At 58.5% G+C, this 14,842-nt stretch carries 6 protein-coding genes; 1 reads left to right on the forward strand and 5 read right to left on the reverse strand.

All coding sequences use genetic code 11. The annotated features are described in order from the left end of the window. Nucleotide 1: 1 nt before the first annotated feature. Nucleotides 2–2,401: a penicillin acylase family protein gene (locus tag FFS62_RS15525; RefSeq protein WP_137973735.1), complete on the forward strand. Its 2,400-nt coding sequence runs from the start codon at nt 2–4 to the stop codon at nt 2,399–2,401. Nucleotides 2,402–2,624: 223 nt separating this feature from the next. Here the strand turns inward: FFS62_RS15525 and FFS62_RS15530 are convergent, their stop codons facing one another. From FFS62_RS15530 to FFS62_RS15550, 5 genes are all read right to left on the reverse strand, one after another. After that, nucleotides 2,625–2,873, reverse strand: coding sequence for a MafI family immunity protein (locus FFS62_RS15530; RefSeq protein WP_137973736.1), 249 nt, complete (start codon nt 2,871–2,873; stop codon nt 2,625–2,627). A gap of 8 nt (nt 2,874–2,881) precedes the next feature. Then, the gene (locus FFS62_RS15535) at nt 2,882–11,119 is read right to left on the reverse strand and encodes a DUF637 domain-containing protein (RefSeq protein ID WP_171016353.1); all 8,238 of its coding nucleotides are present in this window, start codon (nt 11,117–11,119) and stop codon (nt 2,882–2,884) included. A gap of 83 nt (nt 11,120–11,202) precedes the next feature. Then, on the reverse strand, nt 11,203–12,894 hold the full coding sequence (locus FFS62_RS15540) for a ShlB/FhaC/HecB family hemolysin secretion/activation protein (RefSeq protein WP_137973738.1): 1,692 nt from the start codon (nt 12,892–12,894) through the stop codon (nt 11,203–11,205). Nucleotides 12,895–13,074: 180 nt separating this feature from the next. After that, nucleotides 13,075–13,953, reverse strand: a complete 879-nt coding sequence (locus tag FFS62_RS15545; protein ID WP_137973739.1) for an ABC transporter permease subunit — start codon at nt 13,951–13,953, stop codon at nt 13,075–13,077. Continuing rightward, nucleotides 13,950–14,831, reverse strand: coding sequence for an ABC transporter permease subunit (locus FFS62_RS15550; RefSeq protein WP_171016363.1), 882 nt, complete (start codon nt 14,829–14,831; stop codon nt 13,950–13,952). Before FFS62_RS15550 ends, FFS62_RS15545 begins: the two co-directional genes overlap by 4 nt. Nucleotides 14,832–14,842 lie beyond the last annotated feature (11 nt).

Below are 14,842 nucleotides of genomic sequence, written 5' to 3' on the forward strand. Positions count from 1 at the left end.
CATGAAACGCAGTCTGACCTTCCTCGCCGTGGCCATTGCCGCGGCCGCCGCCGGTGCCACCTGGTATACGCAGAGCAAGCTTCCCGTGCGCGACGGCGCCCTGCCCCTTGCCGGCCTGCAGGCTCCGGTCGCGGTGCGCTACGACGAACGCGGCGTGCCGCATATCCAGGCGCAGAACGAAACCGACCTGTACCGCGCCCTGGGCTTCGTGCATGCCCAGGACCGCCTGTTCCAGATGGAGATGCTACGCCGCCTGGCACGCGGCGAGCTGGCCGAAGTGCTCGGACCCAAGCTGGTCGACACCGACCGCCTGTTCCGCACCCTGGGTATCCGCCAGCATGCCGATCGCTACGCCCAGACCCTCGACCGCAACAGCCCGGCGGTCATGGCGCTGCAGGCCTACCTGGAGGGCATCAACCAGTTCCAGGACAGCCGCCCGGCGCCGGTGGAATTCGACCTGCTGGGCATAGACCCGCGCCCGTTCACGCTGGAAGACACGGTGTCCGTGGCCGGCTACATGGCCTACAGTTTCGCCGCCGCCTTCCGCACGGAACCAGTGCTGACCTATGTACGCGACCAGCTGGGCGGCGACTACCTGAAGGTGTTCGACCTCGCCTGGCATCCCGGTGGCGCTGTCGCCCAGAGCCTCAGCAGTGACGACTGGCAGGGCCTCAACAGCCTCGCCCACCTCAGCCAGCAGGCGCTGGTGGAAGCCGGCCTGCCACAGTTCGAGGGCAGCAACGCCTGGGCCGTGGCCGGCAGCCGCACCGCCAGCGGCAAGCCGCTGCTGGCCGGCGACCCGCATATCCGCTTCGCCGCGCCGGCGGTGTGGTACGAGGCGCAGCTGAGCTACCCGGGCTTCGAGCTGTACGGCCACCACCAGGCGCTCAACCCCTATGCCTCGCTCGGCCACAACCGGCAGTTCGCCTGGAGCCTGACCATGTTCCAGAACGACGACCTCGACCTGATCGCCGAGAAGGTCAATCCGGACAACGCCAACCAGGTGCAGATCAATGGCCGGTGGGTCGATCTGCAGAGCCGCGAGGAGACCATCCAGGTCAAGGGGGGCGAACCGATCACGCTGACCCTGCGGCGCTCCCCCCACGGCCCGATCATCAACGACGCCCTCGGCGCCAACGCCGGCAAGACACCGATCGCCATGTGGTGGGCCTTCCTCGAGACCGAGAACCCGATCCTCGAGGCCTTCTACCAGCTCAACCGCGCCGACAGCCTGGACAAGGCCCGCGCCGCCACCGCGAAGATCCATTCGCCAGGCCTCAACGTGGTGTACGCCAACGCCGGCGGCGACATCGGCTGGTGGGCCGCAGCCAAGCTGCCGCAGCGCCCGGCCGGGGTGAACCCGAGCTTTATCCTCGATGGCGCCAGCAACGAGGCGGACAAGCCCGGCTACCTGCCGTTCAGCGCCAACCCGCAGGAGGAGAATCCGTCGCGCGGCTATATCGTCTCCGCCAACTACCAGCCGGCTTCGCCGACCGGGGTGAGCATCCCCGGTTACTACAACCTCGCCGACCGTGGCGAGCGCCTGAACCAGCGCCTGGCCCAGCCGGACGTGAAGTGGGATACCCAGAACAGCCAGGCCCTGCAGCTGGACGACGGCACCGGCTACGGCCCGCGCCTGTTGGCACCGATCCTCAATGACCTGCGCGCCGCTGCAGCGGACGCTGGCGAACTCGCCCTCGTCGAACAGCTAGCCACCTGGGACGGTAGCCATCCGCTGCAATCGGTCGCCGCCACCCTGTTCAACCAGCTGACCTTCGAACTGGCCAAGCAGGCCATGCGCGACGAGCTGGGCGATGCCTTCTTCGACAGCCTGCTGCAGACCCGCGTGCTCGACGTGGCCCTGCCGCGCCTGACCGCCGATGCCGCTTCCGCCTGGTGGGACAAACGTGGCACTGCCGCCGTGGAGAGCCGCGCCGACACGATCAAGGCAGCCTGGCAGGCCAGCCTCGCCCATCTGCGCCAAAGCTTCGGCGCGGATAGCAGTCAGTGGGCCTGGGGCAAGGGCCACACGCTGACCCACGAACACCCGCTGGGCGCGCAGAAGCCACTCAATCTGCTATTCAACGTCGGCCCCCTCGCCGCGCCAGGCGGCCACGAAGTGCCGAACAACCTGTCGCACCGCGTCGGCCCGGCGCCCTGGTCGGTGGTCTACGGCCCCTCAACCCGCCGCCTGATCGACATGGCCGACGCCAGCAAGGGCCTGGGCATCAACCCGGTGGGCCAGAGTGGCGTACCGTTCGACCAGAACTACGCCGACCAGGCCGAGGCCTATATCGGTGGGCAGTATGTGCCGATGCACTTCACCGAGCAGGACGTGCAGGGTAATAATCGCGGAACTTTGCAGCTGCAGGTCAGCAAACTGAAGACGCCACAAGAATAGGAACATCGGGGATGGGGGACAAACAACGGTTTAACCCAGGAAAAATGCGGTCTGCCCACTGTTTACTTGCCTTGTTTCTTGCTCGCAGTCTCACTACCGCAGTCGAGTTGATACAGAGAACAATAAGAAACAAGTGCAATGAGAGCCTGAACAGAAAGCAAAAGATAACTTAATCGCGATCTATTGCTAATCATTCTAACGACATATTTTGCGCCAAGGAAAATTACAGAACTCTTATTTCCCGCAACTCCTCAATATCCATCCCCATGTTCCTTGCACTTTCCGCGAGCAAATCCTTCACACCTTGGGAAACAGAAATATCAAATTCCACCAACTGAGAGCATAAGATCTCCAGTGCCACTCCCGGCTCCCCGGACGAAAGAAGCTCTCTAACATTTTCTGCCGTATCATCATCGAAGCACCCTGAAACTTCATCCAAAGCCGCCCGCATTAATTTTTCTGCCCCACACATAAACCACCTTACTTAGGATAAGCAGTAATAATCCCTTCCCCTTGGGGCTCAACTATTACGCGAATATTTATACCATCTCGCACCCCTTCCACCGCCCAGCGAACAGGTTTTCCTTTTAAAGTAAACTGAGCTCCAGGCTTACCCGATATCTGCGTCCACGAAGCTTTTGGATCAGTGGCCAGATCAGAAACATGATGCATTACCTTATCACCATCCCATGAAGCGGGAAAAGCCGTTTTTCCTGGGGCCCCAGGCCACAAGTGCCCTCCACCGGTAGCATCTCCCAGCAGAATATGCTGCGTTCGCTGAGCACTTGCCAAGTTGATAAAGTCATCGGGACTTGGAGTTCCCCTTGCCCCCACTCTTCCTAACAGCCACTTAGCGATATTCTCGGTGGCCTCAGCACTAAGCCGTCCTCCCTGAACCAGAGATAAAGCGATATCAACATCCCATGTCACCCGCAGGACATCACCACCTGCGATAGTTGCCAATCGTTCTAGCGCCCCATCGAAAGCCTCCGGACTGGTGGCAGCGGCTTGAGATATTTCTCGCAAATAACGATTAGCATCAGCAACACCAAACTGGTCTTTCCATGCCTCAGGAACTAATCCTGTAAAAGAGGAGTGATAGCTAGTCGACTGCTGACCGCTCAAGTTAGTATTGAACAAGCTAGAATCAAAGAATTGATCTTGGGTTGACTGAAACGCATATACCGGTTTTCCATAGGCGGTGATTACCGCACCGTCACTCCATGTCAGAGGTGTATTTCGACTTGCCAACATTTCAATAACGCTATTGGCGCGCTTTAAGTCGTCGATTAAGGTGTCATACTCCGGATTTCCCTCGCCGTAGAAATCCATGACAGCCTGAAGCCTAGCCTCTTCTGTTGCATCCAACTCCGCACCGGATGCCAAAAGTAGCAAGTCCTCCCACGGCAGTCCTGTTTCGGAGACACCAAGCTCCTCTTGCAGCCTCTTTGCCTCTTTCTCCAGCTGCTTCAGCTCGTAGCTGTGCAATTGCCGGTTATATGCTGTTGCATTCCTTGTCAGCTCAGCTGCTTTCGCCGGATCGCCACCGGTTGCGGTTGCCACAGCGATGCCCACCAACTGCGACACAAGAAGCTCCAACCCTTGGTCGCCGTTGATCAGCCCCGACATCCGCTCAATCAGCGCCTCGTTCGCCCCAGCCGCCAAAGCACCTGTCCGGAAATCTCCGCCTGTAGCTTCGCTTAGCATCCCCCCAATTACGGCATGGAGGGCAATCTTTTCTGGGCTCCCATCCTCCCATTTGACTCCCGCCAACCATTCACCGTTGGCGAAATCTCCCACTGCGTTAAAGACACTTGCTTGCAGTAAATGCTGAACTTGGCCTGTTAGTATCGTTTCCAAGTTATCACCAAGACCGCCTCCCTGAATGGCCGTCTGAGCTACTGCCTGTACCGCTCCTTGGGCCCCTAGATAGGCGCCGAACTGAGCAATGCCACCGGGCTTACTTAGGTCAAAACCCTTGGTGATTTTGTTGACATTATCTCCAGTGACCCCAAACGCGCTATCCAGAATGCCGGAAGTGAAGCCAGCAGTAAGAGCAGAGGTTAAATAGCCTTGAAGATTGTCTCCACTAAAGGTGTCTTCTAATGCCGCCCCTATATTGCCTCTGTTATTGATAGTGCTAATCGCGGCCGTACTAGCCGCCGAAGTAGCAACGGCGGTAAGAGCTGCGTTGGCCCAGCCAGCGGCTACAGTGGAGCCCGCAGTTGCGCCACCAGCCACAGCAGAGGCAGAGGCCGTACCTCCCGCCGCCATAGCACTACCTGAGCCAGCAGTTGCACCTGCAGTACTACCAATAAACGAGCTAGCCGCCCCTGCCGTGAAGTACGTAACGATAATGGCGATAACCATTGTCGCCACACCACCCAATCCCGAGTGGCTGTCTTTGTAAGCATCGTGAACTTCTTTCACTTGCCGCCAATCCACATCGCCGCGCTGCTCAGCCTCCTTCAACCAAGCTAATTCGGGGTCGGCTGCGACCATAGCATCGATAGCCTGGCTGATTGTTTGTTGGTTGACGTGCTTAATATCGATTTGCAGGCCATCCACGGCCTTGATCGCGATGTCTCCCTTAGCCTTCAGCACGCTTTGCATCAGCGCCTCATCGGTCTTACCTTCACTTACCGACGAGTTCCAAAGCGCACCAGTATCACTGTCCTGATGGCTCTCCTGATGTAGATCCTTAACCCCCTCAAAGGTAATACGCCCGCCACTATCGAGCAGCAAATCCCCACCACTCTCCACCCGGGCCGCCTGGTAGTGCTGATCATCACCGCTAATCAGCGTGATATCGCTACCGGCCTTAATAGAACTTCCAACATGACGCACATCCGTCACCTCGTCGCGCTGGATGTCCTTACCTCCCCAGGCACCGTCATCTTCGTCCTCAAACAAGCTGTAATCGCTGTTCTGAGCGGCAAGCATTGAGAGCTTCCCTTCCGCTACTAGATAAGCTTCGCCCCCTGCCTCGGCATTGCTGGCTACAAAGGTAATATCGCGATCTGCCGCAACATAAAGATCACCGCCAGCCTTCAGATTACTGCTCTGCTGACTAACATGATCCTCCTGTTGAATCGTGTCTTTGTGTTTTGAATAGAAGTGATCTTCATTAGTCGCAGAAGATACGATGACATCACGACCACCGACGATGGCGACATCTCGCTTGGCCTCTACATCGCTAGCGATGATGGCGACATCTCTCCCCGCATCGATCATCACATCTCTACCAGCGCTAACTTCTGCCTCTAGTTGGGTCAACTGACCTGCCGTATAACTGCGGCTACCCTTGGAATCCAGGCGCGTCTCAGCGGCAGCGATAATCACATCGCGACCAGCGCTCAACTCAATATCGCCACCACTCGTCAGCGCACCACCGATGTTGGCGATATCGCCTCCTGCTGAAATGGTGAGATTGTCGCTAGCCTCTATGCGCGCAGCACTATCGGCAAAGTCTCTCGACCATGAGCTGTAACCAAACTTGTTGCTGGAGTCATTGTAGGTGGTCAGGGTGCGCTCGTTACTCACATCACCGAGCAGTGCGATAGCACTCACATCGCGCCCAGTAATAATGCCGCCTTGGGCATTGCGAATACTGTCGGTAGCCAGCAGATCGAGACGCTTACCGGCTTCCATGAGACCGCCGGCATTGACGATGTTGAGCCCCGTAATATTGAGATTTTCTGTGGCTCGCAGAGTGCCCTGATTAGCCAAGCCAACACCGCCGATCAGGCTAACGTCTTGCCCCTGAATCAAAGCGCCATTTGATGCTAGTCGGCCTTCGGCCTGGGCCAGATAGAGCACCGGCACCAAGACTTTCTCGCCATTCACCATGTGCTCTTCCATCCAGACGATGTCATGGGTCAGCGCGGCAACTTGCTCAGCCGTTAGGCTGACGCCCAAGGACAAGTTGAGTGATTGCTTACTGGCAACAGCATTGTCCATCAGGTACTTGAAGATGGCCTCGTCGCTGGTCAGCCCCGCGAGGAAGCGCTCTCCCGTGCGAGCCACAATGGCTTCTCGCATCAAGCGCTGCTCAAACAAGCCATCACCAAGTCGCTTATTGACCTGGTCCAGGTCATAGCCAAGCTTGCCCAACAGATAGTCGGAGCTCATGAAAGACTTGAGGTTGGTCAGCTCCGGATTGGTCTCAATTAAATAGCGGTGAGAACCTGGCTGACGACCACTAGATGACGCTACAGAAGCCCCAGTTACCGTCTGGCTTTGCGCACCGCTGGTAGCACTCAGACGGAACAGGCCATTCTCACCCTGGGGAATACTGAAACCCGGAAGGGTAATAGGGTTAATGTGCTGTTGCTGCAGATCTGGGGACAGTTGTTTATTGAGCACGAAAATCATTTGGGACTCTTGACTTACCCCCGTGCCGGCAACTTTTGAGTTAGAAGTCGGAATAGTGACACCCGCTCTTTCTACTCCATTTGAGATGCGATCAGTCGCCGAGATGCTGATGTTTCTGCCAGCCTGAACAACAGCTGGTGCGTTTACTCCACCAGCCTCAGTTAAAATTAGCTCAGAGAAAGGCGTGGCATTCTTTATTGCAGCAGGGGCATCAACCCTACTTCCCGAGACATATCGAGACGGAGGCATATCAATTGCTCGATCGTGGGAATACTCTATAGAGTCAAGTCCTAAATTTATGCGCAACGTGCCAAAATACTGGAATAACTCTCTATCGTAGGGTTTCCCTCCACTAACCCAGAGAAAGGGTTCGGCGCGAGTCTTTTGCCCGCCTGCATTCCAAAAACTTATGTCTTGACTGTATGCAGGATCATTATAAGAGTTGTAATTCACAATCTCCCAGAAGAAGTCCAGATCTATATCCAGATCATCAGAAGTATCTGCCAAGTACCTCTGCACCGTATAGGAATTCAAAGACAAGGCTGTATTCTGGAAATTGTTCGCCTCTATTTTAACATCCCGTCCCGCCGCGACAGCAGACAGACTATTTATGAAATCGCCACCATTAAATTTGAAATCTCTGCCGGCCGTAATACTTGCACTGCCAGAATCAGCCAGAACCTGCACATCAAAATTTTGCACCCAAACAAAATGGGATCTATCTGTGTGACCTAAACCTGGAGCGGCGCACTCAAAACATCTAACTCCGATTTCAGCGGAAGTCAGACCCGACTTAGTCTCGAATACTTCTCTCGTATTAATAAAAGACTCAGACTTAACAACGAAGTCATTCAGCGACTCTATACTGCCGGATAGATTCTGAACTTTATGTGCAAAAGCCCCCGCATCGCTTTTTGCTATATCGATGTCCTGAAGGCTATAAATATCGGCGCGGCGATTTGTTAGGGTATTAACCCGCATCACCATGTTGCCGCCGCTAAAGATAAGCCCCTGTGAATTGATTATGTCAGGAACCACTATCCGCAAATCTTTAGCGCTTCCCAGCGTGCCAAGGTTGCTCAAAGTAGCGGCCGTCACAGTCAAATCGCCGGCTGAAGTAAATTTCCCGCTGTTTATCAAACCGCCGGTCGAAGTCAGCGTTGTGGTACCCCCACCTGCAATGCGCCCCGCCCCCCCCAAGTTTAGGGAGCCCAAATTGATGCCCATGTCACCGACACTACTGAGCGTGCCGCTACCCGTATACGCGCCAGTTAACGAAAGGTTTAGCGTGCCATCGCTTGCGATTAAGCCGTTATTGCTCCAGCTGCCACCAGTGGCCGTCAACGACTCCTTGGCCAACAACTGACCGCTGCCGGTCTGACTAAACTGGTTGACGTTGAGCACCAAGCGCGCGGCCTGCAGGATGCCGCTGTTAACCCAGCTCTGCGTGCTGATATTCAGTTCGCCGTTGGTAGAAAGAGTGCCGCCAGCTGCAATGGCTTGCGATGAACCAAGGATGAGGTCGCCGCTGCCAGCGTGATTGATCTGGCCACCACTGTTCTTCAGATCATCGACCTGTAGGCGCAGCGTGTTGTTGCCTACTTCTATCAGCCCGGAGCGGTTGTCCAGAAGATCGACATCGATCCGCGACTCATCGGAGGCGCCAAGGGAGCGCAGCTTGCCCTGGCTGTTGACTAGGCTCGCGGCATTGACAGCCAGAGTGGTGCTGCTTTCGATCAGGCCATAGTGGTTGTTCAGTGCACCACTCAGGCTGAAGTCGATTCGATTCGCCGCCACCTTGCCGAGCTGATTATCTGCAGCACCGCTGCCCTGATTACTGAAGCTACTGGCGATCAGCTTGAGCAGCCCCTTGGCATAAAGCTCGCCCTTGCCGTTCTCGACAGCGGCTGCGGTGATCGTGGCATCGCCAGTAGTAGCGGATATGAACCCACCATCGTTGCGTAGGTCGCCGCTGGCGATCTGCAGGTCTTCGCCCTGCGTAATACCGCCGCGGTTGTCGAACAGGCCATCGAGCTGCAGACGCACCCAACCGGTCAGGCTGCTGAGTAGCCCTTCTTCACGGTTATCCAGGCTAGCGGCTTCTACCTGCAGATCGCCTTCCTTGCTCTGCAGCTTGCCTTGCTGATTGCTTAGCGCCCCATCGACTGTCAGCGTGAGCAGGCCTTTGCTGGTGATGGCACCGCCATTGTTGCTGAGGCTAACGGCGGTGATATCGACATCGCCCAGCTCGCTAGCGATCAGGCCACCCTGGCCGTTATTCAGTAGACCGCTGGCGGAGATCTGCAGCTTGCCATTGGCGGCCAGCTTGCCACCCGCCGAATTATCCAGAGCGCCAGTTAGCAGCTCCACCAGACCCTGGCTGACCAGCTTGCCGCCACGGTTGTCCAGGGAGCCGCTGTTCAGCAGCAGAGGACCAGTGCTGGCCAGTTGGCCGCCATTGGTATTCTTCAGCAGGCCAACCAGCTCCAGGGTGAAGCTGCCGCTGCTGATCAGCTTGCCGGCTGAGTTGTCCAGGCTGTCGCCGCGCAGCAAGAGGTTGCCACCACTACCAATCTCGCCGCCGCGGTTATCGACCGCGCCTGCGTCGACCTGCAGATCACCCTGGCTGTTGATCAGCCCCTCCAGCTGATTGTCCAGCTTGCCAGTAACAGCCAGGTCGACCTTTGCCTCGCCGGAGACAATGCCGCCGCGGTTGTCGAGACTGGCTGCCTCGACTTGCAGATCGCCTTTGCTCACCAGAGCACCCTGGTCACTGTTATTCAGCTCGCCTTGCAGGGTGACATCCAGCTTGCCGCTCTTGCTCGACAAGGTACCGGTACCGGAGTTGTCTAGAGTGCCGCCCTTGATCTCCAGACCCTGCCAGCCGGATACCAGGCCGCCACGGTTATCCAGCGTTCCGGCCTCCACGCTCAGCTCGGTCTCGCTTATCAGGCTGCCCTGGCGGTTATCAACAACATCCGCCTTGATCTCTGCCTTGCCCTGGCTGGCAACCTGGCCGGTACGGTTGTCGAGTGTGTCAGCCCGTACCAGCACGCTCTGCTTGCCATACACCACGCCATTGGCGCTGTTATCCAGCGTGCCGGCATCTACCTCTAGCTCACCCTGCGAAAGCACCCGGCCGCCACGGTTGTCGATGCTGCCGCTTTGCACCTTGGCCGTAGTGCTGGCATGCAGAGTGCCTCCCTGATTGTCCAGCGCCTGAGTGGTAGTTACCTGCAGCTCATCGCTGGCGCTGAGAGTCCCGTTGGCGTTGTCCAGTTCGCGGGCAGCGACGCTGAGTTGGCCAGCGGTATTACGGCTACCATCAGCATTGATGCCGGCCTCGATCACGCCACGGTTGACCAGTTTGTCCGCCTTCAGCGCGACGGCAGCGCCCGCAGCCATGCTCTGCCCGTTGTGCAATTCTCCTGCGACCTGCGCCTCGATATTGCTGCCGGCATAGACCGGACCATTCAGTTCAAGGCTATCGGCAGCGACCTGCACGCTGCCCGAGGCTGAGGTCTGCGCCATGCTCAGCTGGCCATTGGCATCGATCTGGATATCACCCGCACTGGCAGCCATATTGCCGGCCAGCTTCACACCCACGCCGCTTTCGGTGCCGACCAGGCGGATTGCCCCTGCGTACATCCCACCCAGCGCCGAGCTGTCTACCGCCAGCTGAGGTTGCGTTGCCGGATTCGCGGCGCGCTGACTGACAGCCAGATCCTCGACCTTGACGTCGTTGGCACCGGCAACGACGTTGAGCTTGTTGGCATGCAGCTCGGCGTTGAGCTTCACGCTGCGCGTGATCAGATCGAACTGATCGATATTGCTGGCGTTGAGCCCCTGGCCCTCGATGTTGATAGCACCGCCATCCACCTGCAGGCGATCCAGGCGACCGCCCTCGACGATAGGCTTGCCAGTAGTGAGCGTGGCGCGCGGGGTGTTGATGAAGCCGCAGCCGTTGCAGGTGATGCCGTTGGGGTTGGCCACCACCACATGGGCTTGCTGGCCAGCTACCTCGGTGTAACCGCGCAGCTGACTCGGGCTGCCACCCGTGACTTCGTTGAGAATGAGGCTGGCAGCCCGGCCGTTGAGGTTGGCGTTACCCAGGATGATGCCGCCGAGCTGGGTACTCTGCGTCTTGCCGGTGGCGTTGTTGAGGATCAGCCCCTGCTGTCCGACGTTGTAGTCGGTGAACTTGTTGTGCGACAGCCCGTTGCTATTCGGCGTGGCGATATTCACCACCGGCACGCCGTTACCCGCCTGAGTCACGCCGGTATTGCCATCAGCGGCGGCCAGCGTGGCCTCGGCCGCTGCGACCATGATCGGGTTGAGGAACATGATGCCGGCCAGCGCGGCAGCAATGTTCTGGAAAAACGGGCTACGGACGTCCATGTTTTGGGGCTCCTGCCAACAGCAAAGAATCAGAAGAAAAGATCGGCTCGGAAGTACAGCGGATGCTCGCGGTTCTCGATGGCATCCGGCCGCTCAAGCGAACGGGAGAAGGTCACGCTGGCGGCGAGATGCCGTCCACGCGCACTGAGCTCGATGGCATTGCCAGATAGGCGCCCTTTCAGCTCTGGGTTGTAACGGTCGCCGTGGATGACACCCACGTCGTAGGCGAAGGCAACGCCGTACTCCTGCAAATAGGGCTGCAGCGGTGCCCAGGAGATCGGCCGACTCCAACGCAGTTGATTGCGCCAGTAGCCACCGCTGTCGCCGGACAGGGATTGCTCCTTAAAGCCACGTACCGAGGCCAGGCCACCGACGCTGATGCGTTGCGGGCTATACAGCACATCCTCGCTCCACTGGCCGTTGGCCAGGCTGTCGAAGCTGAAGGACTCGCCCCACATCTGGAACGGCTGCAAGTAGCTAAGCGTCAGGCTGTACTTGTTGTAGCGAGCCACTGGCTCTCCGGGTCGGGGATCGCCTTCGCTCTGCGCATCCAGGGCGCCAATGCCGTGCTGCCAGCCGAGATCGGCGTTGATGAAAGCGTTGCCGATACGCCGGCCGTGGTTGAAGCCCAGCTGACTTTCCGACAGGCGCTGGCTCGATACATCGATCAGCGCGTTATCGATGTAGTTGCGTGTACGCAGGTGACTGATGCCGGCATTGATGCTGGTCTTGCTCAGAGAGTCTCGATGCAACAGGCGTTCGGCACGCAGGCTGTGCGTACGACTTTCGCCGTCCATCTCGAAGACGAAGCCGGCACCTTCAGTCTGGTTGCGATAGTAGCTCTGACTGTAGCTGTAGCTGAAGGTCCACCAACCGTAAGGCAGGCTGTAATACAAGCTCTGATTATCGGAATGACGAAACTCGTCGCTAACAGCATCCAGGCCGCCGCGCAGGCTCAACTGATCAGCCAGTCCGAGTGGGCTGTCCCAATCCAGCCCCAAGCCCCACTGCTGCTCGCCAGTGCTGACGTCGCCATCGTTATGTCGACTCAGCGTCGCGCGCCAAGGTTTGCTCGGCTCACCCTTGAGCTGTACGCGGCTGCCGCCAACTTTCTGTCCCGGCAACAGTTCCAGTTGCGCAGGGCGCGAGGGCAGTCGATTCAGTTGATCAACTAGCTGTTCCAGCTCGCGCAGGTTGAGCGACTCACCGAGATCACCAGGGAAACTCATGGCCAGCTCGCGGTCACTGGCTATGGCCGAGCTATCGAGCCCTTCGAGCTGCCCCTCGACAACCAGCACGTCCAGCTCGCCGTCGCTCAGGTCCTGCTGTGGCAGGTAGGCGCGCGACGTCACGTAACCGCGATCGATGTAACTCTGAGTGATGGCCTTGAGTAGCTCGTTGAGCTGGCCAGTGCCAAGACAGCGATTGGTGAAGGGGGTCAGCAGTTCGCGCTGATCCTTCTCTGACAGCAGGCTAACGCCTTGCAAGCGAATGGTCTTGATTTCGAAGCAGCGCTCGTCCTGAGCAGGAGCTTGCTGCTGTTCTGCCTCGCGCCCCGGAAGCTGCTGCAATTCATCGATACGCTTGCGCTGCTCTTCCAACAAGCGCTGCTGGCGATCTCGAATGAGATCTCGGTCGCCCGGCAGTAGCTGCTGCGCAACGGCAAACGAGCAAAATAGGGAAAAGCAGGCAATAACGGGGGCAAACAGCTGCCGATGCATAAGACCGATCCTTGGCCAATTACTGGCATTCCGACATCAAAACGGACGCGCATTTTTTATACAACACCGTGCTCGGGCAAGAAAATTTCCCATCTGGCCCGATGAACGGTGATTTCTATCACATTTGTCCGGACACAAAAAAGGCCACCAAAAGGTGGCCTTTTTCTTGAGCGGGAACGGTCAGGCAGCCTGAGCCGGTTTCCAGTTGGAGCTGGTGACCTCCTCGGCCATCGACTCCATCGCCTGCTGGATCGCACGCTTGCGGCGCTCTTCGGCGCGGCGGGCGAAGAACCAGGCGAAGAAGGTGAAGATCGACACGGTCAGCAGGATCAGGCTGGCGATCGCATTGATCTCCGGCTTCACGCCCAGACGCACGGCGGAGAACACCTCCATCGGCAGGGTGGTCGAGCCCGGACCGGACACGAAGCTGGCCAGCACCAGGTCGTCCAGCGACAGGGCGAAGGACATCATGCCGCCGGCCGCCAGGGACGGCGCGATCATCGGGATGGTGATCAGGAAGAACACCTTCCACGGCTTGGCGCCCAGGTCCATGGCCGCCTCCTCGATGGACAGGTCCAGCTCGCGCAGGCGCGCCGACACCACTACCGCCACGTAGGCCGAGCAGAAGGTGGTGTGGGCGATCCAGATGGTCATGATGCCGCGCTCGGCAGGCCAGCCGATCAGCTGAGCCATGGCCACGAACAGCAGCAGCAGCGAGAGACCGGTGATCACTTCCGGCATCACCAGCGGCGCGGTGACCAGACCACCGAACAGGGTGCGGCCCTTGAAGCGGGTCACCCGGGTCAGCACGAAGGCGGCCAGGGTACCCAGCGCCACGGCGGCGACCGCGGTGTACAGGGCGATCTCCAGGGAGCGCAGCACCGAACCCATCAGCTGGCTGTTGTCGAGCAGGCCGGCATACCACTTCACCGACCAGCCACCCCAGACGGTGACCAGCTTGGAGGCGTTGAACGAGTAGATGACCATGATGACCATGGGCAGGTAGATGAAGGTCAGTCCCAGCCACAGCATGACGGTGGAGAAATTCAGCTTTTTCATGCGCGGCCCTCCATTTCCTTCGCTTGGTTACGGTTGAACCAGATGATCGGGCCCATGAGGATCAGCAGCATGATCACCGCCAGGGCGGACGCCACCGGCCAGTCGCGGTTGTTGAAGAACTCCTGCCACAGCACCTTGCCGATCATCAGGGTCTCCGGGCCGCCGAGCAGTTCCGGAATCACGAACTCGCCCACCACCGGGATGAACACCAGCATGCTACCGGCGATGATGCCGTTCTTGGACAGCGGCACGGTGATCTTCCAGAAGTTGTTGAAGTTGCTCGAACCCAGGTCCGATGCCGCCTCCAGCAGGCTCATGTCGTGCTTCACCAGGTTGGCGTAGAGCGGCAGGATCATGAACGGCAGGTACGAATAGACGATGCCGATGTACACCGCCAGGTTGGTGTTGAGGATCTGCAGCGGCTCGCTGATCACCCCGATCGACAGCAGGAAGCCATTGAGCAGGCCGTTGTTGCTGAGGATGCCCATCCAGGCGTAGACGCGGATCAGGATCGCGGTCCAGGTCGGCATCATGATCAGCAGCAGCAGAGTGGTCTGCATTTCCTTGCTGGCGCGGGCGATGGCGTAGGCCATCGGGTAGCCGATGAGGATGCACAGCAGGGTGCTGACGAAGGCCATCTTCAGCGAGCCGAGATAGGCCGCCAGGTACAGCTCATCCTCGCTGAGGAAGATGTAGTTGCCCAGGTTGAGCACGATCGACAGCTGATTGTCGGCCCAGCTGTAGATCTCGGTGTAGGGCGGAATCGCCACGTCGGCTTCGGCGAAGCTGATCTTCAGCACGATGAAGAACGGCAGCAGGAAGAATAGGAACAGCCAGAAGAAGGGCACACCGATCACGGCATGCCGCCCGCTGGGCAGATAGCGTTTCA

Origin of the sequence: Pseudomonas sp. F(2018) (genome assembly GCF_005508865.1) — a bacterium.
Taxonomy (GTDB): domain Bacteria; phylum Pseudomonadota; class Gammaproteobacteria; order Pseudomonadales; family Pseudomonadaceae; genus Aquipseudomonas.